Raw genomic sequence first — 19,375 nt, 5'->3', positions numbered from 1 at the left:
CCTGACGAAGACGTCGGACCCCTTTCGTCACATCGGCATTCAAAGAGAATAATCGCAAGGGTAAAGGACAAGGGGCGCCCAAGTGGCGCCCCTTACCCATGTTCTTACCGGAACGGCGGCGAGTATTGCAGGCCACCTTCGGTCCACAGCGCGTTCAGGCCGCGCGGCAGGCCGATCGGAGTGCTTTCACCGATGGTTTTCTCGAAGATCTCACCGTAGTTGCCAACGGCTGCGATCGCACGAGCGGCGTAGTCATTGTCCAGACCCAGCATCTCGCCCAGGCTGCCTTCGGCACCCAGCAGACGGTTGATCGACGGGTTCTCGGTGCCTTTCGACAGTTCGGCAACATTGGCCGAGGTCACACCGTGCTCTTCAGCAGCGACCAGAGCGTTCTGGACCCAGCGCACGATGTCTGCCCACTGGTCATCACCGTGACGCACAGTCGGGCCCAGCGGCTCTTTCGAGACGATTTCGGGAAGGATGATATAGCTGTCCGGCGCTTTCAGCGAAGCACGTACACCGGCAAGCGCCGAGGCATCCGTGGTGTAAACGTCGCAAGCCCCTTCTTCAAAGAAGGCTTTTGCTTCGGTGGTGCCGCCTACGGGCAGGGGCTCGTAGGTCATGCCGTTGGCACGGAAAAAGTCAGCCAGGTTCAGCTCGGTGGTGGTGCCGGTCTCGATGCAGACAGTTGCACCTTCCAGTTCCTTTGCAGACGCAACGCCCAGATCTTTGGGCACCATGAAGCCCTGACCATCGTAGTAGTTGATGCCTACGAAGGTGGTTTTCAGGTCGACATCGCGCGAGAAAGTCCAGGTGGTGGTACGATACAGCAAATCAACCTGACCAGCGCTCAGCGCGGTGAAACGGTTTTTCGACGACAGTTCCACATATTCGACAGCTTCGGTGTCATTGAAGATTGCAGCGCCCAGAGCGCGGCAGAACTCAACGTCGAAACCGCCATGCTTGCCTTCGGCGTCGCGCGACGAGAAACCGAGGGTCCCTTCAGTCACACCGCAGTTGATCTTGCCGCGCGCTTTGATGTCATCAAGCGTCGAAGCTGATGCACCAACTGCGGCAAGGCCCGCAACGGTTAGCGCGCCAAGAAATACGGATTTGTTCATGTTAACCTCTTCCTGATGGACCACTCTATTGAGCGGATTTATCGCCCGTTTCGGGCTTGGATAGCATCTGCCGGAATTTTAATCCCGTCCAGTGCTATAACATTGGGCGAATTTCGGGGAATGCGTCAACCCCGAGATTCAGCTTCACAAGCCGACTCTCGTCCTTACGGAGCGTCGTTGACCAATTGATTAAATTTCAGGCGGATTTTCGCGGCTTTATGCTGCACCTGCATTCGGATTAGCAAGTTCATAGAAACTTGCGGCATGCAGGAACTCGAGTCGCTTCGACTCGGCCAGAGCAGTGGCTTCTTCGTCCTCTCCCCACTGCTCTTCCTGCCATGTCTCATCAATGCGGGACAGGCCCCAGAGTTCATCCAGATCCGCCCAGCCGCGCGTGGCCGCCAGTCCCAGAATCAAAGACCCCGAGATCGAAACCAGATCATGCAGCCCTGCCAGTTGGAACGGGGTTTGCGCATGCACCTGCTTGGACAGGTTCGCCAGACTGTCTTCGGGTTGCGCCACGGGAATCACGCCACTGGTCACGTTCAGCGGCGCCTCAAATTCCTGTTTGGCACGCTCCAACAGCGGATCCCAGCGATCTTTCTGGCGTTTGACCAGCGTGTCGGGGCCGTCAGCGCGGTAACACAACAAATCCGAGCCACCATAGGCTGCGATAAGATCAGCGACTTCCGCAAACTGAGGCGTCACTTTGTCGATTGCGGCATTGGCGGATCGTGTCACCGGCATGGTGCGCGGGTCTATCTGATCTTCCTGTGCGCCCCATTCCTTTGCCACGGCAAGCGCCATGGCCATGCTGGGCATCACCAACGGAGATTTGGCCGGTGTCTTGATCGCACGCCCGTCCAAGGTGACGGAAAATCCGCCTTCAACCTGTGTGGCGTCGGCCTTTTCCCAGAACCGTTTTGCTTTCCAGTCGCTCATGGGTTTCTCCAGATTTGGTCCAGCGCCGGGATCAACTCGGCGAAATCGTGCAGCACATGCCGTGCTGGGGTCAGATTTGCAACCCCGTGATACCCCCAGCTGACACCAACCCCGGCCACGCGCGCGGCTTGGGCCATCTGCATATCAAAGCTGGTGTCACCGATCATCACCGCATCGCAAGCCTCTACCCCGGTTTCCGCAAGTGCCGTCAGAACCATCGACGGGTGCGGCTTAGAGGGATGATGGTCGGCCACCTGAGTGGTTACAAAGTATCGGTCTAACCCGTGCGCGGCCAACAAATGCCGCAGCCCCTTTTGCGACTTGCCCGTGGCGATGCCCAACAGCACGTCATCGCGGGCATGCAACTGTTTGATAGCCTCCATAGCACCGGGATAAAGCGGCACCGGCGACGTTCCTGCCCGATGCGCCGAATAAGTGGCTTTATAGCCATCGACCAACGTTTCAATCTGGGCCTCGCTTGCGTCAGGCACCAGATGGCGCATGGCTTGGGGCAGCGAAAGGCCGACGATGCTCAGCACATCGCTGGGCACGGGCAGGCCAGCAAGGTCAAACGCCCCTTCCATTGCGATGCGGATATGGCCCTGACTGTCTGCCAGCGTGCCATCCACATCAAAGATTGCAAGTTTCAGGCGGGTCATTCCAGATCTTCGAACGGATCCGCAGGCACATCATTTTCGTGCCACTCAAGTGACTTCCATGTGCGGATCATGTGCTCGGGCATTTTGGCGGTGATGTTCAGCCGCGCGCCGGTTATCGGATGCTCAAGCGAGATCGAGCGCGCATGCAAATGTAGTTTGCGGCTGATCTCGCCGCCCAGCTGTGCGCCCCAGCCATCGCCCAGATTTTCCTGACCCGAGCCGCCGTACTTGCCGTCGCCAATGATTGGATGGCCCATCTCGGCAATATGCGCACGCAACTGATGGGTGCGCCCGGTGATCGGCACCATGGCAACCCAGCTTACCCGCCCCCCCAGCGCAGACAGCACGGCATAGTCAGTGACCGCGCGCTTTGCGTCGGGTGTTGTATCCACCTGTGCGGGGTGGATGCAGTGCATTTTCTCACCCTCGCCCTTGGCACCATGCCCGGGGGCTTTGACCAGCCCATAACGGATGGTCCCCATCGAGGGGCGCGGCTGCCCGGCCACGGCAGCCCAGTAAATTTTACGCGTGTCGCGCGCACGAAAGGCGCTGGTCAACTTGGCCGCAACGGCGCGTGTGCGCGCAAGCAGCAGAACACCCGAAGTGTCCTTGTCCAACCGGTGCACAAGGCGGGGTTTTTCATCAAACCCGAATTTCAGCGCCTCGGCCATGCCATCCACGTGGCGTATCTGTTTGCTACCGCCTTGTGTGGGCAGGCCGGGCGGTTTGTTCAGGGCAATTATGTGGTCGTCGCGATACAACACACAGGATTGGATCAGCTTGGTATCGGCATCCGAAACCGGCGGCTTGGCCGCCGCGGTGATCTGCCCGGGTTCGGGCAAGGGCGGCACGCGCACCGTCTGCCCGGTCTCGACCCGGCTGGCCGGTTTGACCCGCCCGCCATCAACGCGAATTTCACCCTTGCGGCACATCTTTTCGATGCGGCCCTGACTGATATGGGGAAAGCGGCGGCGAAACCAGCGATCAAGGCGCTGATCATCTTCGTCAGCGGTGACTTGCAAGGTTTGAACACGGCTCATGAGAGCACCCCGCGTGCCAGGGCCAGCCCGGCGATCAGCGCCAGAACCGACAAGGTAACCGAGGTGATGACATACAGCGCTGCTGTCGCGACCTGACCGCGTTCAAACAACGTGACCGCATCCAGTGAAAAGGCTGAAAAGGTGGTGAATCCGCCCAGCACTCCGGTCATCAAAAAGGGCGCGAAACGATTGTCAAACTTCAACGCCAAAACCACCGCCAGAGCGCCCATCACGAAAGAGCCAACGACGTTCACCGTCAGCGTCCCCCATGGAAAACCATGCCCCATTATCCGGGTCGCCAAAACGCCCGTCATATACCGCCCGCTTGCGCCGATTGCGCCGCCAAGGGCCACTTGTGCCAATACTGCCATCATGGGGCCTTACCTCTGCGCCAAGGCCCTTAATGTCAAGCAAATCAAGGGGGTCAGTTCGACTTGCGGACCCATTTCCAACCGGTGATCATCGGTTTGATAAGGTCCTCGCCCTTGTAGCGCTTGTAGAAGATGATCGCGAACAGGTGCAGCACAACCAACAGCAAGATCAGTTTCGACGCGATCTCATGTATTTGCGAGGCGCGCCGGTTGGCTTGCGCACTGACCTGATCAGCCAGCGGGCCGACATTGATGAAATCATCAGGGTCGGCGAACAAACCAGATCCGGTCTGGGCAATCAAAACCGCCAGAATGGCAAAAACCGACAGCGCACCAATGGGGTTGTGACCGGGCCAATAGCTGGGTTCGGGCTTGCGCAGCCCCGCAAGGTATCCAAACGTGGTTTTCGGCCCATAGATGAAATGGCTGAAACGGGCGGGGGCCGGCCCGGCCAGCCCCCAGATCAGCCGAAATACCAATAACGCGATCACGCAATACCCGGCGTAGAAATGCAGGGTCATGATATTGGGGCCAAACTGTCCCAGATACCACGCGGCACCAACGCAGATCACCAAAGACCAATGGAACAGGCGCAACGCCGGATCCCACAGTTTCACGCGGGTAAGGTCTTTGGCGGACTGGTCGGCCATCTTCATCCCCTCTTACTTGGCGCGATAATCGGTGTGGCACCCCTTACAGGTACCGCCCAACGTGCCCAAGGCACCCGCCATTTCGCCCTGCCCTGCACCGGCAACCGCCTGCATGGCCATGGCGGCTTCTTTAAAGGCTTTGCCCTTGGCGGCTACACCTGGGAAATCCTCCCAGATCGCAGGCAGGGCACGGGTGCCTTCTGCATCCGCGTTGGATGTGCCGGGAATGAACAGGTGGCCCAGATTGTAGGTGGTCAGTGTAACAATGTTGTCAGCAGCAACCTGAGCCGCATCAGAGTCATAGTCGACCTCGCCTTTGGCCATCCCTGCCAGAATGCCCATATTGGCACCGATCAGCTTGTAATAGCCCTGACGCGCCTTGATGGTGTCCTGAATGGGGTCAGCCGCAAAAGCAACGGTCGGAATGGAAACGGCCGCGGCCATAGCCGCGATAACGATTCTTCGCATGGGGGGACTCCTAGCTACCTAAATATTGTGGCCCAGATAAAACGGGGCTGATGTAACAATCCGTCGAAGAATTCACTAAAGACAATATATTTTCGAAACAGTTCACACAGATGTGCGATCTATTGCCGTTTGGCACGCAATTTGGCGAAATAATCGACACGGCGTTTCAGTTCACGTTCGTACCCGCGCTCTACAGGGGTGTAATAAACACCGTGCTTCATCCCTTCGGGAAAGTAGTCCTGACCTGAAAACCCGTCCTCGGCGTCGTGATCATACTTATAGCCATCGCCATAGCCTTGATCCTCCATCAGTTTGGTCGGCGCGTTCAGGATATGCTTGGGAGGGGGCAGAGAACCGGTTTTAGCCGCTGCGGCCCGCGCGGCCTTATATGCCTTGTAGCCAGCGTTGGTCTTGGGCGCCAAGGCCAGATAGATGACCGCCTGAGCCAAAGCCAGTTCCCCTTCGGGGGATCCAAGCCTTTCATATGTTTCCCAAGCGTGCAGGCACACGCTTTGCGCTTGCGGGTCTGCAAGCGCGATATCCTCGACCGACATACGAGTCAGGCGCCGCGCCAGAAAACGCGGATCCTCGCCGCCTTCCAGCATCCGGGAAAACCAATACAGGGCCGCATCCGGGTCCGAACCGCGCACGGACTTGTGCAGCGCAGAAATCAGATTGTAATGTTCGTCGCCCGATTTGTCGTACACTGCGGCGCGTTTCATCAGCCGCGTCGCCAGCTGATCCGCCCGCAAAGGCGTGTCTACCTTCCACGCGACGACCTGCTCAATCAGGTTCAGCAACGCCCGCCCGTCGCCATCGGCCATCTCCAGAAGCGCTTCGCGAGCATGGCCATCCAAGGGAAGTTTGACCCCCAACTCCCCCTCGGCCCGCTGCGCCAAAAGCTCAAGATCGGCCAGCGACAAACGTTCCAGCACCAGAACCTGTGCCCGGCTTAGCAACGCAGCGTTCAGTTCGAAACTGGGGTTTTCGGTTGTGGCGCCAACCAACAAGATCGTGCCGTCTTCCATATGGGGCAGGAAGCCATCTTGTTGCGCTTTGTTGAAGCGATGGATTTCATCGACAAACAAAAGCGTGCCCCGGCCGTTCTGGCGGCGCAATTTGGCGGCCTCGAACACTTTGCGCAATTCGGGAACGCCGGTGAAGATCGCGCTAATCTGCACGAAATGCAGATCGGTTTCATCTGCCAAAAGACGCGCAATTGTGGTTTTCCCCACGCCCGGCGGCCCCCAAAAGACCAACGATGACAGGCTGTTTGCCCCCAGCATCACGCCCAAAGGCGCGTCCGGCGCAAGGATGTGATCCTGTCCGATCACCTCGGCCAGCGCACGTGGGCGCAATCGATCCGCTAAGGGGCGTGGCGCGGTGTCGGGTGTGCCCGGAGTGTCAAACAGATCAGCCATAGGCCACCCTAAAGCGCGACATGCGGCAAGTTCAATGCCCGCCGCTTAGATACGGAACCGCAACAACCCACGTTGACCGTTGCGCAGATACTCCACCGACCAACTACGGCCATCCTTACGCAGTGCGCGTTCGGCGTCTTTGGTGCTTTCGATTGTGGTTTTGTTGATCCGCAACAGCACATCACCGCGTCGCAGGCCAACCCGCCCGACGACCGCTCCGGGGTCCAACACCAGCACCCCCTTGGTGTCCGGGTTCAGACCAAGCTCATCGGCGACTGCCGGGTTCACGTTGACGAGCGTCAGACCGGCCAGCGTGTGACCTTGGGAGACGCGGAAAGGTTCGCGCGGCGGAAGATCAGGGGCGGTCATCATCGCGACTTCTGTCGCGCGTATGTGGCCCTTGCGCAGGTACTCGATTGCAAGTGCACCGCCGATGCCTTCAGCGGACATACGGAAGTTCATTTCTTGGGGCGTGTTTACCGGCGTGTTGCCGATGGTCAGAATCACATCGCCTGTGCGCAGCCCGGCCTTGCGAAACGGGCTTGCCGGGTGAAGCTGCGTGATGACCACGCCTTCTGGCAGGGTCATGCCCAGAGCCTCTGCCAAGGACGCGTCCACGGGTTGCGCCGATATCCCGGCCCATGGGCGCGCAAAGCTGGTATTGCCGGCCTCGGCCTGCTCTACGAACCGCGCGACCAGATTGGCCGGGATGGCAAAGCCGATGCCGTTAGACCCGCCCGAACGCGTCAGAATAGCGGTGTTCACCCCCACCAGTCGCCCTTGCATGTCCACCAACGCCCCACCAGAGTTGCCGGGGTTGATCGCCGCGTCGGTCTGGATGAACAGCCCCCGGCCACTGCCTACCGACACGTTGGACCGGGCCAGACCAGAAACAATGCCACCCGACACGGTCTGGCCAATGCCAAACGGGTTGCCGATGGCCAACACCAGATCACCAACCTCCATCGTGTCAGAATCGCGCAACTTCAGCGCAGGCAATCCCTGCGCACCTTCTAGCGCCAGTATGGCCAGGTCAGACTCTTCATCCGCCAGCAGAACTTTCGCGGCAAACTCGCGCCGGTCATTCAACACGACCCTGATCTGGTCTGAATCGCCAGCCACGTGGAAATTCGTGACCACGATCCCATCGGGCGACAAAATCACCCCCGACCCAAGCGAGTTCTTCATTCGTGGTGCGGTCTGCCCGCGAAACAGCTGACCAAAGAACGGGTCATTGGCAAAAGGGCTGCGTTGAGCGGCGACCAGTTTCTTAGCGTAAATGCTGACAACCGCAGGCGCAGCCTGTCGAACCACCGGCGCATAGCTTAGCGTCACCTGCGCCTGACTGTCGGGCACAGATTGTTGGGCGGGCGCAGATTGCGCCATCATGATCGCGATCACAAAGACAAGTAGCTGGCGCATCGGAACCTCCGCAGTAATGGTGGGTTCGATATGCGCCTGCCAGCCTATTTATTCAACAGGGTGCTCCCCCCGGGACAGGCCCGGAGGGACGCAAGGTCGGTTGTTAATGCAGGTTCGCAGCAAAGTTCATTGATACGACCTGGTTCTTGATCCCATCAATTTCCATTACTGGCCCCATCGCTGTCATATCCACGCCAACGCGCTTGGCCCACAAGGGCCAGTTTGCGTTCAGCAAAGTCAGGCAGCTGGTGGCCCCAAGGCTTCGCGCTGCTTTTGTCAGTTCCAGCACCAGCTTAAAGTAGATCGGTCGACGCTGCGCCAAAGGCACTGCCTGCGACACAAACAACCGCGAGCTTTCCCAGATCATGTCCGACACTGGGGCCTCGTCATACAGAAGGTTCGAAGGAATGGTATCCAACAGCCCGTTCTGTGCATCGCGGATCATATAGGAATAGATGCCACATTTCGCCGTGGTCGGGGTCAGACGGTTGCCTGCCAGAACCTGACCAAGTTCGTCATGTACAACCACCCAGCGGCTGGCTGGGGTATCGTATTGGTCATATTCCATGCCCAGAGCCTCGGGCAAATCCCATTTGTTCTGCTCAATGAACAATTCACGCCTTGCGCGAAGCATATTCGCGAAAAGCTCGCCATGGTTGTGTAGATTTTCGAAAGAGAGAGTCGTGGTAAGCATGATAGCCTCCTGCAAAGTTTGGTTAGGGTTGATTACCTTGCGGAGGGCGAAACACGCTTAGAGGAGCCTGTATTCCTTTGCTCTCTGGATAGCCTCGGCTGTGGTCCGCGCCATGAGACGCTGACGAGCCGAATTTAACCGAGCTTTTAAAGCGCTTTCCGATATGCCTAGCTTTGCGGCCGCAGCCGCGTGTCGGTCGCCACCCGCAATGCACTTTAGCGCCTCGACCTGAGCTTTTGTAAGCTCTTGCGGTGGCTCGGTCATATCATGAAGACGACGAACGACTTGTTCGATCTCTTTGATCTCTTCGTCCTGAAATTCCCGATCTGCTCGCGCCACGCTTGCAATCGTCCTGGAGCTTATTGGGCCACAGGAGACCGTTGCGCCATATAATAGCCCGAACCTTTCAGCTTCTTTCATGATGCCGAACGGATCGGGTAGTCTTTTGTTACTCCACCGCGTCGCCCCGGTGGTTGCAAACCCCCACGCGACCACAGGATCGCGCAGGACATACCCATTGTCGGTATAGTAGTTCAGCCATTCCGTATCATAGGTCTGGAACGTCATAAGCGGCGAAGTGAACCGAATATGCAGACCGATGTTGTATCCCTTGGGCGCCAGGGAATCCAACAAACGAAGCTCACGATCAAACACGGACTTTTCGAACATGTCTTTTTAGACAAGTTGCGTCAAATGCAGTCAACCTTAAATTGATGTATGTGAGTCGCTGTTTCAATTCTCTGGAGTAATCCGTGAAGGCCATACATCCAACACTCTTTATGCAGCTTATGAGCCTGCCCAGTTCCGTGCGTACGGACCTGCTAGAGTTGCTTGGTGCGACACCTGTCGAAGACGCGCAGCTGCGCGAAATGCTGGCCGAAGCCACGGCAAGTTTGGCTGATTCAGATATAAACGAGCCCGTTCCGGCCATATGATTTGTCTTTCTTATCTCTAAAACGCAAAAACCCCGCCAGACTGGCGGGGTTTGCGTTTGATCGCACTGGGCGGCCTTATGCGTCTGCAGCTTCTTCAGCTTCAACGCGGGCACGGTCAGCAGCACCTTTGGCGTCAACATCACGGTCAACAAACTCGATGATCGCCATCGGAGCCATGTCACCATAACGGAAGCCAGCTTTCAGGATACGCACGTATCCGCCCTGACGCTCAGCGTAGCGCGGGCCCAGAACGTCGAACAGTTTCTCGACATACTGGTCTTGTTTCAGCTGCGCGGCGGCCTGACGGCGCGCGTGCAGGTCACCACGTTTGCCCAGAGTCACCAGTTTCTCTACGACGCGGCGCAGTTCTTTGGCTTTGGGCAGGGTGGTTTTGATCTGTTCATGTTCGATCAGAGAACCGGCCATGTTGGCCCAAAGGGCCTTACGGTGTTCGTGGGTGCGGTTCAGGCGACGATAGCCTTTTGCGTGACGCATATCTTTGTTCCTTTGGTCTCGTTTTGCTTTGTCTGGCCAGCGATGCGTGTCACCGACTCTCCTTGGGGCAGATGCCCGGAACTACAAAGAGGCCCGAAGGCCTCTATGCCCCGCAAAACCAAGCGGAATCGCGGATGCGCGTTGGTATCTTAAAGAACAGACCGAAGCAAGCCCCTGCCGACCCGTCTAAATATCCTTTTGCGCCATGCGTTTCGAAAGCTCTTCTGCGCTTTCAACCCGTTCGCTGTAGCGGTCGGTCAGGTGCTCTTTGATGTCACGTGTCAGAAGGGTGAATTTCACCAGTTCCTCCATCACGTCGACGATACGCCGATAATAGGGGGACGGCTTCATGCGGCCGGCGTCATCGAACTCGGTAAACGCCCGCGCGACCGAACTTTGGTTCGGGATCGTCAGACAGCGCATCCAACGGCCCAATATTCGCATCTGGTTCACCGCGTTGAAACTCTGAGAGCCCCCTTCCACCTGCATCAATGCCAACGTCTTGCCCTGCGTTGGCCGCACCGATCCGATCGACAGAGGAATCCAATCAATCTGCAGCTTCATGACTGCAGACATGGAACCATGGCGTTCAGGCGAACTCCAGACCATCCCCTCTGCCCATGTAACCAGATCGCGTAACTCCTGCACCTTGGGGTGGGAAGCATCTGCATCATCCGGCAACGGCAGCCCCGACGGGTTGTAGACACGTGTTTCACAGCCGAGTTTTTGTAGAATGCGCGCGGCCTCTTCGTTTACCCGACGCGAGTATGACTGTTCGCGCAACGATCCGTGCAATAGCAAAATGCGCGGTGGATGTGTCGACGCCAGCGGCGCACCCAAAGCCCCAAGGTCGGGCTGATGAAGTTGGTCCTCTACAAGGTTCGGCGTTTCCAAGTCAGGCATTCTCTTGCAGTCCCACGTCAATCATTTGGCCAACTCACCCTGGTGTCATGGCACATTTTCCCGGCCTTGGCCGATTCTACTTTCGGCGAACTTAGGTGGGGTGACGCGGGCGCACAACAATTATTTCAACTATTGTTGAGATATCTTGTCACGGCACAAAAAAGGGCAGCGCTTGCACGCTGCCCTGAATTCTTAGCCGGGTTCTTTTGATCAGAACTGATCTTCGAACTTTTTGGCCAGATCTTCGATGTTCTCGGGCGGCCATTCCTCGACATCCATGCCAAGGTGCAGACCCATGCCCGAAAGCACTTCTTTGATCTCGTTCAGCGATTTGCGGCCGAAGTTCGGAGTGCGCAGCATCTCGGCTTCGGTTTTCTGGATCAGATCGCCGATGTAAACGATGTTGTCGTTCTTCAGGCAGTTCGCCGAACGGACCGACAGTTCCAGCTCGTCTACCTTCTTCAGCAGCAGCGGGTTGAACTCCAGACCATCGTCTTCGTCCTGGCGGCCAGCGGCTTCCGGCTCGTCGAAGTTGACGAAGATGGTCAGCTGGTCCTGCAGGATGCGCGCCGCAAAGGCGATTGCATCTTCGGGCGAGACCGAACCGTCGGTTTCGACCTTCAGGGTCAGCTTGTCATAGTCCAGAACCTGACCTTCACGGGTCGGCTGCACGTCGTAGGCAACTTTCTTGACCGGCGAGTAGATCGCATCGATCGGGATCAGGCCGATGGGGGCATCTTCGGGCTTGTTCTTGTCAGCCGAAACATAGCCTTTGCCGGTATTCACGGTCAGTTCCATGAACAGATCGGCGCCGTCATCCAGGTGGCAGATCACGTGGTCTTTGTTCAGAACTTCGATGCCAGCGGTCTCCGAGATCTCACCAGCGGTGACAACGGCGGGGCCTTTGGCAGCAATCGAAACGCGCTTGGGGCCTTCGGCATCCATGCGCAGGGCAACGCCCTTGAGGTTCAGAACGACATCAGTGACATCTTCACGCACGCCCGAAATCGACGAGAATTCATGCAGCACGTTGTCGATTTGCACCGAGGTGATCGCCGCACCTTGCAGCGACGACATCAGCACGCGACGCAGCGCATTGCCCAGCGTCAGACCAAAGCCACGCTCCAGCGGTTCAGCCACTGCGGTGGCCTGACGCGCAGGGTCGTTGCCCGGCTTCACTTCCAGTTGGGTCGGCTTGATAAGTTCTTGCCAGTTCTTGTGGATCATGCCTGTCTCCTCAATTCTTGTTGTGCGCCCATGTCCAAAACCACACAACGCCCGAGGTAAAAAATGACGTACCGGGCAGCGGGAAACCCCCACCGCCCGGCAAAATACTCAGATCAGACGCGGCGGCGCTTCGGCGGGCGGCAGCCGTTGTGTGCAATCGGGGTCACGTCGCGGATCGAGGTGATGTTGAACCCAATCGCTGCCAGAGCGCGCAGCGCCGATTCACGACCCGAACCGGGGCCCTGAACTTCGACTTCCAGCGTCTTCACACCGTGGTCCTGTGCTTTCTTGCCTGCATCTTCAGCAGCCATCTGAGCAGCATAGGGGGTGGATTTCCGCGAGCCTTTGAAGCCCATGGTGCCAGCCGACGACCACGAGATCGCGTTGCCTTGCACATCCGAGATCAGGATCTTGGTGTTGTTGAACGAGCTGTTCACATGCGCCACGCCAGCGGCAATGTTCTTACGCTCTTTTTTCTTCGTACGAATCTTTTCGCGTGCCATTGATCAGACCCTCCCTTACTTCTTCTTGCCGGCAATGGCCTTTGCGGGGCCTTTGCGGGTACGAGCATTGGTGTGGGTACGCTGACCGCGTACGGGCAGGTTACGACGATGGCGCAGACCGCGGTAGCAGCCCAGATCCATCAAACGTTTGATGTTCATCTGCACTTCACGGCGCAGGTCACCTTCAACGGTGAAGTTTGCGTCGATGTGCTCGCGGATGGACAGAACTTCGGCATCCGAAAGTTCGTTAACGCGGCGGGTGCGGTCAATGCCTACTGCCTCGCAGATCAGTTCTGCGGAGTGGTGACCAATACCAGTGATATATGTCAGTGCGATCGGGACGCGTTTCCCGGTCGGAATGTTGACGCCTGCAATACGTGCCAAGACGATCTTTCCTTTGGTTGCGGTTCCGTGTTTCCAGAACCTTTTTTCACAACTCAAGCCCGAAAGCGGTAAACCTTCGGGCCTGGACGAATCTTGTTTGGATATCCCCGCTTTGCGCAGACCCTAACAAGACGATTCTCTTCGAGAGGGTCTGCGTAGGGCCTTTTGCGCGAGCGGTCAAGTGGCGATTTACGCCTTGTCAAGAACTTCCTGAATCGACGCCGAGACGGCATCAATTTCAGCCAAGCCATCGACCGAGGTCAGCTGACCTTTGGCGTGGTAATAACCGATCAGCGGCGAGGTCTGCTTGTAGTAAGCCATCAGGCGCACTTTCAGGCTTTCCTCATTGTCATCGGCGCGGGCAGTACCGCCAGCGGCAACGGCTTCTTTGGCGCGGTTGACGATGCGATCAACCAAAACCTCGTCATTGACCTCAAGCTCAATAACCGAATCCAGCGACTGGTTCACTTCTTCCATCAGCTCGCCCAATGCATCGGCCTGAGCCAAAGTGCGGGGGAAACCGTCGAAGATGAAGCCGCCCTCGGCGCCCTCTTCCAGCTTTTCGCGGATCAGGCCAATCACGATCTCATCGGTGACCAGATTGCCAGCGTCCATCACGGCCGCAACGCGCTTGCCCATTTCGGTGCCGCTTGTGCGTGCCGCACGCAGCATGTCACCGGTGGACAGCTGAACCATGTTGCGGGTGTCAACCAAGCGCTGAGCCTGTGTCCCTTTGCCGGCACCCGGCGGTCCAATAAGGATAATGTTCATCGACGAGCGGGCCTCTTTTTACGCTTGCTCTTGCCGCGCAGTTGCGACTTTTCGATCAAGCCTTCGTATTGATGCGCCAGAAGATGCGACTGCACCTGCTGAATAGTGTCCATGGTTACCGACACGACAATCAGCACGGAAGTCCCACCAAAGTAGAACGGGATCGCCGCCTGCGAGCGCAGGATCTCCGGCAGCAGACAGACCAGAGCCAAATAGCCCGAGCCAAGCACCAGAATACGCGCGACCACATAGTCCAGATATTCGGCGGTGCGCTGACCGGGGCGAATGCCTGGAATAAAACCGTTCTGGTTTTTCAGGTTGTCGGCCACATCGTCGGTCTTGAAGGCGACGTTGTAGGTATAGAAATACGCAAAGAACACGATCATGGATGTGAAGAACAGCAGATAGAGCGGCTGACCGGGGCCAAAGTAGGCCAGAATGGTCGACATGACCGGCCCGGCGTTCGAGCCTGAGAAGGTGCTGATCGTGGTCGGCAACAGCAGCAAAGAGCTGGCAAAGATCGCCGGGATCACGCCTGCGGGGTTTACCTTGACCGGCAGGTGCGAAGAGCCACCGTCGTAAACTTTCATCCCAACCTGGCGGCGCGGATACTGAATGTGGATTTTGCGCAGGGCGCGCTCCATGAACACCACAAAGGCCAGAACCACCAGAACCATCAGGATCACCCCGATGATCAGCGCCGGTGACACAGCGCCCGAACGGCCCTGCGACAGGAATTGCGCCAGTGCGGCGGGAATTTCAGCGATGATACCCACAAAGATGATCAACGAAATACCGTTGCCGACGCCGCGCGCGGTGATCTGCTCTCCCAGCCACATCAGGAACATTGTGCCGCCGACCAGCGTAATCACGGTGGCCGCGATGAAATAGAAACCAGGATTGGTCACCAGTTCACCCGATTGCAGGCTGACAGCCAGACCATAGGCTTGGAAGGTCGCAAGCAGGACGGTGCCATAGCGGGTGTACTGGTTGATCTTTTTGCGGCCCTGCTCGCCCTCTTTCTTCAGCTGTTCAAGCTGAGGCACCATCGCTGTCATCAGCTGTACGATGATCGAGGCCGAGATATACGGCATAATGCCCAGAGCAAAGATGCCCATCCGCCCAAGCGCGCCGCCCGTGAACATCGACAGCACGCCGCCGATGCCTTGGCTGGCTTGCTCCATAAACTCGCGAAGCGCGTTGCCGTCGATGCCCGGTACCGGGATATAGGTGCCCAGACGGTAGACGATCAAAAGACCAATGGTGAAAAAGATCCGCTGACGCAGCTCGGTTGCCTTACCAAAGGCGCCCCAGCTCATGTTTGCGGCCATTTGCTCTGCTGCAGATGCCATATTGCCCTGTCTTTCAAACTGAAACGCCGCCAAACCGTTTTCCGGTCAGGCGGCGCTTGGAAAACTTGAAACCGATGTAAGCGGCCTTGGCGCCGCTCACAAGGTCTTATTCAGCCGCTGCCGCAGCCGTGACCGAAAGCGAACCGCCAGCTTTTTCGACAGCTTCAACAGCCGACTTCGAAGCGCCGGTGACCTGTAGGGTCACCTTGGCGGTGATCTCACCCTTGGCCAGAACGCGCACACCGTCCAGTTTGCGGCGCACCAAGCCCGAAGCGACCAGAGCGTCTTCGGTGATGTCCGAACCGGCGTCCAGCTTGCCAGCGTCGATGAATTTCTGGATCAGGCCCAGGTTCACAACAGCGAACTTCTTGCGGTTGGGCTTGTTGAAGCCACGCTTAGGAAGACGCTGGTAGAGCGGCATCTGGCCGCCTTCAAAGCCTTTGATGGCCACACCCGAACGCGACTTTTGACCTTTGATACCACGGCCACCGGTTTTACCAGTGCCCGAACCGGGACCACGACCAATGCGTTTGCGGGGTTTGGTTGCGCCAGGATTGTCGCGCAGTTCATGCAATTTCATATCGCTTCTCCTTGCCGGATGTGGCCCACGAAGCGTAACGGGCCAGCCACGGCTTTTCTGATTGTTGATTCTGCGACCTGTTCAGATCACCGGGTGCGTATAAACGACACCACCCAACCATGCAAGCACCCCGACGCGCAACGTGATGGCACCCCTCTGCGGTGCCCCCTAGCCCGTCAGCAGCGGCTCTTCTTCGATCACAAACCTCTCACGTCCCAGCACGCCTTTGGCTTGATGCCTGAGTTCAGAAAACGTCCTGAAGTCAGTTTTGACATCCCCCAGTGACGGCCCGAGTTGCAGGATATACCCTTCGGCGAAGGGCTCAACGGTCACACCGATCGCTTCCAGTTCCTCAGGCATTCCATTTTGAACAAACTCTTTCGGGAAGTAGTTCACCCACCCAAGGTTGAGGGTCTTCTGCCTCCGAAGCGGTCCGAAAGTGCCCCGAATAAAACTGCTCCATGCATCTTTTTGGACCATTTCCGGAGAGCGATATCCACTTTTAATCTGCTCTGGGGTAATGGTGTAGCTGTAGTCTGGTTCCAACTCTGGCGCGCCAACGTAGTGGAGGTAAGCTTGGGTCGGTTTATAAAGGCGACACCAGGCCTTGAATGGCTGCAACAGGTCAACATCCGGTCGATAATTACAGGTCAATCTAACAAATGCTGGAAGTAGATTGCCCTTAAGAGTCTTCCCTAAATGACCAAATGCACCCCTTGCCTGCAACGGCTTAGCACGACGCCAATGCAAGTCAGAAGCAACGCTTTCTGGTTGCTCTCCCCAATCTTCGGCACCGACGGCCCATAGGGGTTTAACATCCTCAACTGTGTCACAAGGCAGCTTTTTGCGCAGGTCCGTGTCATTCAGGCCTACGCGTTCAGGGTGCAGTCGTGGATCGGCATCGTACAAAACCTGCAGTGCAAGCCGCCCAAACTCCCAACTATGCGTTGCAAGCGGAGACGTCAGGGCAAGTTGTACGCGGGGCTTAGGTGGCATGGTGGGGTGTATAGTGGGCCCAAAGGGCAAAGGGCACAACCCTGAGAAAGCGCTGCCAACACCTCAGACACCTTCCGGGAGACTTCTTAAGGGATGAAAGGCGACGGGTGTTGCGATGATCCACAAACACAAAACGCCCCGCATCGGCGGGGCGTTGAACTCGGATCGTAATAAGCGCTTAGGCGCCGTAGGCGTGCTCGTGCGCGATGTTCGGGATTTCAGTGCGACGTACGCCCAGATCATCCAGTTCACGATCGCTGAGGCTATTCAGCTCGTGTACGATGTTTGCATAGGTCTTGCGCGCCTCAATGGCGGCTTTCAGATCTTCCACAGTTTTGCGGACGTTGGCAGTGATGAACTGGCCCAGACCGGCGGATTGGATTGCATGTGCCATAGTAAGTACCTTTCAGAGGAGCGGGCGGTAAGTCCCAGCGTTGATCTAATTTCCTCTCCCTGCCTCATAGATAGACCGACAGGTCAGCGCTAACAAATGCCGTTTCGGTCTGCCCGCCATGCATTTTCTGCAATGCAGCATTCAGCGTATTTCCGAAGTGAAACAAAAATGTCATTCGACTGAGCAGCGCAATCAGTGCGACATCGGTAGGTGTTGCGACACACTCGTATTAGTGCAATCACAGGTTTCAAACATTCGTCAAAGCTATAACTATTGGAGAGTTGAAATGGGTTTGGTAAATTACGTCGGTGACGACTCCACCTATTACGGAAACGGGTGGTTCAATTTCTTCATAAAAAGCTCCGGCGACGCGCGGTATGAAGGTGCCGGGATTTTCAACTTTTATTCCGGCGGATCTGGCAATGACGTTTTCATGGTGACCGGAGGACTCAATTACTTTTTTTCTAGCTCCGGCAATCCAGATATCCTCGAACTTGCCGCGGACCAAAGCCACACAGTGTTTCTCGATTGGGATGGGGGTTCGTATGATAAAATTGATCTTTCCCGGATTGGCGTAAGCGATTTAAGCGATCTCGACTTTTCGTTGACGGCCGAAGGCGTCTTGATCGAAGCTGGTGACAACTCGGTTCTTTTGAAGAATTACTACAACATTCTCCAAATCGGTGCCGACGACTTCTATTTTGAAGAAGACCGGCTGGACTTCGAAACCTTGTCTTCACCTGACAGCGATACCGACTGGATGCCCGATGGTTACGGTGGGCTAAGCTGGTCTAACTTTGCATTTCTTGAAACGGATGAGGCACAATCCGAGTCTGGTTTTCTGACGGAAAGCGGATCTGTTGCCATTTATAACAGTGCTGGAGAAGCAGCTTACTTCTGGACCGAAGATGGCACGAACTTTGATTTCGAGTCTTTTCACATGTCAGCCGCATGGGAAGAAGAGCTCTATGTAACAGTTGTCGGGTACGATGACGGAGTTGAAGTAGGCCGAGCATACTTTTCCGCCCACAACAGCGAATCCCAGTATTACGAACTCGGCTACCAGTTCGATTCGGTAGATGCCGTTGAATTTGTGTTTGCCCCGACCTCTCAAGCCTCGATCGACGATCTGCTTATCCTTTTCTGATGGGCCTTGCGCCGCACAGGCTCAAACAAAAACGCCCCGCAGTTTCCTGCGGGGCGTAAAATATAATCTCGAAAATCGCTTAGTCGCGCTCTTCGATGATCTCTACCATGTGGGGGATCTTGGCGATCATGCCACGCACGGCCGGGGTGTCTTCCAGCTCGCGGGTTTTGTTCATTTTGTTCAGGCCAAGGCCAATCAGGGTTTGACGCTGTTTGGCGGGGCGGCGGATCGGCGAGCCGATCTGTTTTACGACGATGGTACCCATAAATCCGTCTCCTTATGCGTCTGCGGTTTCTTCAGCCGCAGCAGCCGGTGCTTCACCCTTGTTCAGGATGTCAGCAACCTTTTTACCACGACGCTGTGCAACCTGGCGCGGCGAGCTTTCTTTGGTCAGGCCGTTCAGGGTCGCGCGGATCATGTTGTAGGGGTTCTGCGAGCCGATCGACTTGGAAACCACGTCTTTCACGCCCAGCATTTCGAACACGGCACGCATCGGACCACCGGCGATGATCCCGGTACCTTCAGGTGCGGTACGCATGATCACTTTACCAGCGCCATGACGACCTTCGATGTCGTGGTGCAGGGTGCGGCCTTCGCGCAGCGGCACGCGGATCAGCTGACGCTTGGCTTGTTCGGTTGCCTTGCGGATCGCCTCGGGTACCTCTTTGGCTTTACCTTTGCCAAAGCCCACGCGACCTTTTTGGTCACCAACAACAACCAGAGCAGCAAAGCCAAAGCGCTTACCACCTTTTACGGTTTTCGAAACACGGTTGATCGCAACCAGACGATCGGCGAATTCCGGGTTTTCTTCTTCGCGGTTGCGACCGCGGCCCCGGCGATTTTCACGTTCTGCCATTTGGACAGTCCTTTTTAAGGTGGCGCTTTGGCGCCGTTAAATTC

The 19,375-nt window shown here is 56.9% G+C and carries 25 protein-coding genes; 2 read left to right on the top strand and 23 right to left on the bottom strand.

Going from position 1 to position 19,375, the window contains the following annotated elements; all coding sequences use genetic code 11:
• Positions 1-104: 104 nt before the first annotated feature.
• The 11 genes from ATO10_RS04115 to ATO10_RS04065 form a co-directional block, all read right to left on the bottom strand.
• A complete protein-coding gene (locus tag ATO10_RS04115; protein ID WP_035248531.1) occupies positions 105-1,121 on the bottom strand; it encodes an amino acid ABC transporter substrate-binding protein in 1,017 nt (338 codons plus the stop codon).
• 216 nt (positions 1,122-1,337) lie between these two features.
• Positions 1,338-2,063: an ATP12 family chaperone protein gene (locus ATO10_RS04110; protein ID WP_035248530.1), complete on the bottom strand. Its 726-nt coding sequence runs from the start codon at positions 2,061-2,063 to the stop codon at positions 1,338-1,340.
• Positions 2,060-2,722 carry an HAD-IA family hydrolase gene (locus ATO10_RS04105; protein ID WP_035248529.1) on the bottom strand — a complete coding sequence of 221 codons (663 nt, stop codon included), beginning with the start codon at positions 2,720-2,722 and terminating at the stop codon, positions 2,060-2,062. The genes ATO10_RS04110 and ATO10_RS04105 overlap by 4 nt, the downstream gene beginning before the upstream one ends.
• Positions 2,719-3,762, bottom strand: coding sequence for an RluA family pseudouridine synthase (locus tag ATO10_RS04100; RefSeq protein WP_035248528.1), 1,044 nt, complete (start codon positions 3,760-3,762; stop codon positions 2,719-2,721). The genes ATO10_RS04105 and ATO10_RS04100 overlap by 4 nt, the downstream gene beginning before the upstream one ends.
• On the bottom strand, positions 3,759-4,136 hold the full coding sequence (gene crcB, locus ATO10_RS04095; RefSeq protein WP_035248527.1) for a fluoride efflux transporter CrcB: 378 nt from the start codon (positions 4,134-4,136) through the stop codon (positions 3,759-3,761). The genes ATO10_RS04100 and crcB overlap by 4 nt, the downstream gene beginning before the upstream one ends.
• Before the next feature lie 50 nt (positions 4,137-4,186).
• Positions 4,187-4,789, bottom strand: a complete 603-nt coding sequence (locus tag ATO10_RS04090) for a cytochrome b/b6 domain-containing protein (protein ID WP_035248525.1) — start codon at positions 4,787-4,789, stop codon at positions 4,187-4,189.
• 6 nt (positions 4,790-4,795) lie between these two features.
• Complete coding sequence (locus tag ATO10_RS04085; protein ID WP_035248523.1) at positions 4,796-5,251, bottom strand: c-type cytochrome; 456 nt, start codon at positions 5,249-5,251, stop codon at positions 4,796-4,798.
• Between the two features lie 119 nt (positions 5,252-5,370).
• Entirely contained in the window at positions 5,371-6,672 is a 1,302-nt protein-coding gene (locus ATO10_RS04080) for a replication-associated recombination protein A (RefSeq protein WP_035248521.1), read from the bottom strand.
• Between the two features lie 45 nt (positions 6,673-6,717).
• Positions 6,718-8,094 carry a trypsin-like peptidase domain-containing protein gene (locus ATO10_RS04075; protein WP_035248519.1) on the bottom strand — a complete coding sequence of 459 codons (1,377 nt, stop codon included), beginning with the start codon at positions 8,092-8,094 and terminating at the stop codon, positions 6,718-6,720.
• Between the two features lie 103 nt (positions 8,095-8,197).
• Positions 8,198-8,788 (bottom strand): acyl-homoserine-lactone synthase, encoded by a 591-nt coding sequence (locus ATO10_RS04070; RefSeq protein WP_035248516.1) that lies wholly within the window; start codon positions 8,786-8,788, stop codon positions 8,198-8,200.
• 57 nt (positions 8,789-8,845) lie between these two features.
• Positions 8,846-9,457, bottom strand: coding sequence for a helix-turn-helix transcriptional regulator (locus ATO10_RS04065; RefSeq protein ID WP_035248514.1), 612 nt, complete (start codon positions 9,455-9,457; stop codon positions 8,846-8,848).
• Positions 9,458-9,540: 83 nt separating this feature from the next.
• Between ATO10_RS04065 and ATO10_RS04060 the strand changes: the two genes are divergently transcribed.
• On the top strand, positions 9,541-9,723 hold the full coding sequence (locus ATO10_RS04060; protein ID WP_035248512.1) for a hypothetical protein: 183 nt from the start codon (positions 9,541-9,543) through the stop codon (positions 9,721-9,723).
• A gap of 75 nt (positions 9,724-9,798) precedes the next feature.
• Here the strand turns inward: ATO10_RS04060 and rplQ are convergent, their stop codons facing one another.
• The 10 genes from rplQ to ATO10_RS04010 all read right to left on the bottom strand — a co-directional run bounded on the left by rplQ (position 9,799) and on the right by ATO10_RS04010 (position 17,328).
• Positions 9,799-10,218, bottom strand: a complete 420-nt coding sequence (rplQ, locus tag ATO10_RS04055) for a 50S ribosomal protein L17 (protein ID WP_035248511.1) — start codon at positions 10,216-10,218, stop codon at positions 9,799-9,801.
• 186 nt (positions 10,219-10,404) lie between these two features.
• Positions 10,405-11,121 carry an arsenical resistance protein ArsH gene (gene arsH / locus ATO10_RS04050; RefSeq protein WP_035248509.1) on the bottom strand — a complete coding sequence of 239 codons (717 nt, stop codon included), beginning with the start codon at positions 11,119-11,121 and terminating at the stop codon, positions 10,405-10,407.
• A gap of 210 nt (positions 11,122-11,331) precedes the next feature.
• The gene (locus ATO10_RS04045; RefSeq protein ID WP_035248506.1) at positions 11,332-12,348 is read right to left on the bottom strand and encodes a DNA-directed RNA polymerase subunit alpha; all 1,017 of its coding nucleotides are present in this window, start codon (positions 12,346-12,348) and stop codon (positions 11,332-11,334) included.
• 113 nt (positions 12,349-12,461) lie between these two features.
• The gene (gene rpsK, locus ATO10_RS04040; RefSeq protein ID WP_035248504.1) at positions 12,462-12,851 is read right to left on the bottom strand and encodes a 30S ribosomal protein S11; all 390 of its coding nucleotides are present in this window, start codon (positions 12,849-12,851) and stop codon (positions 12,462-12,464) included.
• 15 nt (positions 12,852-12,866) lie between these two features.
• Complete coding sequence (gene rpsM / locus ATO10_RS04035; protein WP_035248501.1) at positions 12,867-13,235, bottom strand: 30S ribosomal protein S13; 369 nt, start codon at positions 13,233-13,235, stop codon at positions 12,867-12,869.
• Positions 13,236-13,424: 189 nt separating this feature from the next.
• Complete coding sequence (locus ATO10_RS04030; protein ID WP_035248496.1) at positions 13,425-14,006, bottom strand: adenylate kinase; 582 nt, start codon at positions 14,004-14,006, stop codon at positions 13,425-13,427.
• Positions 14,003-15,358, bottom strand: a complete 1,356-nt coding sequence (gene secY / locus ATO10_RS04025; RefSeq protein ID WP_035249189.1) for a preprotein translocase subunit SecY — start codon at positions 15,356-15,358, stop codon at positions 14,003-14,005. Before secY ends, ATO10_RS04030 begins: the two co-directional genes overlap by 4 nt.
• 106 nt (positions 15,359-15,464) lie before the next feature.
• A complete protein-coding gene (gene rplO / locus ATO10_RS04020; protein WP_035248494.1) occupies positions 15,465-15,938 on the bottom strand; it encodes a 50S ribosomal protein L15 in 474 nt (157 codons plus the stop codon).
• Between the two features lie 168 nt (positions 15,939-16,106).
• Positions 16,107-16,847 (bottom strand): hypothetical protein, encoded by a 741-nt coding sequence (locus ATO10_RS16365; RefSeq protein WP_162174077.1) that lies wholly within the window; start codon positions 16,845-16,847, stop codon positions 16,107-16,109.
• A gap of 265 nt (positions 16,848-17,112) precedes the next feature.
• Entirely contained in the window at positions 17,113-17,328 is a 216-nt protein-coding gene (locus ATO10_RS04010) for a DUF1127 domain-containing protein (protein WP_035248489.1), read from the bottom strand.
• Positions 17,329-17,614: 286 nt separating this feature from the next.
• On the opposite strand from ATO10_RS04010, the gene ATO10_RS04005 reads away from it, so the two are divergent.
• Complete coding sequence (locus tag ATO10_RS04005) at positions 17,615-18,475, top strand: hypothetical protein (protein ID WP_035248487.1); 861 nt, start codon at positions 17,615-17,617, stop codon at positions 18,473-18,475.
• Between the two features lie 79 nt (positions 18,476-18,554).
• Here the strand turns inward: ATO10_RS04005 and rpmD are convergent, their stop codons facing one another.
• Complete coding sequence (rpmD, locus tag ATO10_RS04000) at positions 18,555-18,740, bottom strand: 50S ribosomal protein L30 (protein ID WP_035248484.1); 186 nt, start codon at positions 18,738-18,740, stop codon at positions 18,555-18,557.
• Positions 18,741-18,752: 12 nt separating this feature from the next.
• The gene (gene rpsE, locus ATO10_RS03995) at positions 18,753-19,331 is read right to left on the bottom strand and encodes a 30S ribosomal protein S5 (RefSeq protein WP_035248481.1); all 579 of its coding nucleotides are present in this window, start codon (positions 19,329-19,331) and stop codon (positions 18,753-18,755) included.
• Between the last annotated feature and the right edge of the window lie 44 nt (positions 19,332-19,375).

The sequence above is a fragment of the Actibacterium atlanticum genome (assembly GCF_000671395.1).
GTDB lineage: Bacteria > Pseudomonadota > Alphaproteobacteria > Rhodobacterales > Rhodobacteraceae > Actibacterium_D > Actibacterium_D atlanticum.
The sequence above is the reverse complement of the archived record's forward strand: the minus strand, read 5'-3'. Positions and strand labels throughout refer to the sequence as shown.

Coding starts and splice junctions, on each gene's coding strand:
- ATO10_RS04115 (WP_035248531.1), bottom strand. CDS start 1,121: ATGAACAAATCCGTATTTCTTGGCGCGCTAACCGTTGCGGGCCTTGCC.
- ATO10_RS04110 (WP_035248530.1), bottom strand. CDS start 2,063: ATGAGCGACTGGAAAGCAAAACGGTTCTGGGAAAAGGCCGACGCCACA.
- ATO10_RS04105 (WP_035248529.1), bottom strand. CDS start 2,722: ATGACCCGCCTGAAACTTGCAATCTTTGATGTGGATGGCACGCTGGCA.
- ATO10_RS04100 (WP_035248528.1), bottom strand. CDS start 3,762: ATGAGCCGTGTTCAAACCTTGCAAGTCACCGCTGACGAAGATGATCAG.
- crcB (WP_035248527.1), bottom strand. CDS start 4,136: ATGATGGCAGTATTGGCACAAGTGGCCCTTGGCGGCGCAATCGGCGCA.
- ATO10_RS04090 (WP_035248525.1), bottom strand. CDS start 4,789: ATGAAGATGGCCGACCAGTCCGCCAAAGACCTTACCCGCGTGAAACTG.
- ATO10_RS04085 (WP_035248523.1), bottom strand. CDS start 5,251: ATGCGAAGAATCGTTATCGCGGCTATGGCCGCGGCCGTTTCCATTCCG.
- ATO10_RS04080 (WP_035248521.1), bottom strand. CDS start 6,672: ATGGCTGATCTGTTTGACACTCCGGGCACACCCGACACCGCGCCACGC.
- ATO10_RS04075 (WP_035248519.1), bottom strand. CDS start 8,094: ATGCGCCAGCTACTTGTCTTTGTGATCGCGATCATGATGGCGCAATCT.
- ATO10_RS04070 (WP_035248516.1), bottom strand. CDS start 8,788: ATGCTTACCACGACTCTCTCTTTCGAAAATCTACACAACCATGGCGAG.
- ATO10_RS04065 (WP_035248514.1), bottom strand. CDS start 9,457: ATGTTCGAAAAGTCCGTGTTTGATCGTGAGCTTCGTTTGTTGGATTCC.
- rplQ (WP_035248511.1), bottom strand. CDS start 10,218: ATGCGTCACGCAAAAGGCTATCGTCGCCTGAACCGCACCCACGAACAC.
- arsH (WP_035248509.1), bottom strand. CDS start 11,121: ATGCCTGACTTGGAAACGCCGAACCTTGTAGAGGACCAACTTCATCAG.
- ATO10_RS04045 (WP_035248506.1), bottom strand. CDS start 12,348: ATGATCCACAAGAACTGGCAAGAACTTATCAAGCCGACCCAACTGGAA.
- rpsK (WP_035248504.1), bottom strand. CDS start 12,851: ATGGCACGCGAAAAGATTCGTACGAAGAAAAAAGAGCGTAAGAACATT.
- ATO10_RS04030 (WP_035248496.1), bottom strand. CDS start 14,006: ATGAACATTATCCTTATTGGACCGCCGGGTGCCGGCAAAGGGACACAG.
- secY (WP_035249189.1), bottom strand. CDS start 15,358: ATGGCATCTGCAGCAGAGCAAATGGCCGCAAACATGAGCTGGGGCGCC.
- rplO (WP_035248494.1), bottom strand. CDS start 15,938: ATGAAATTGCATGAACTGCGCGACAATCCTGGCGCAACCAAACCCCGC.
- ATO10_RS04010 (WP_035248489.1), bottom strand. CDS start 17,328: ATGGCACATGCAATCCAATCCGCCGGTCTGGGCCAGTTCATCACTGCC.
- ATO10_RS04005 (WP_035248487.1), top strand. CDS start 17,615: ATGGGTTTGGTAAATTACGTCGGTGACGACTCCACCTATTACGGAAAC.
- rpmD (WP_035248484.1), bottom strand. CDS start 18,740: ATGGGTACCATCGTCGTAAAACAGATCGGCTCGCCGATCCGCCGCCCC.
- rpsE (WP_035248481.1), bottom strand. CDS start 19,331: ATGGCAGAACGTGAAAATCGCCGGGGCCGCGGTCGCAACCGCGAAGAA.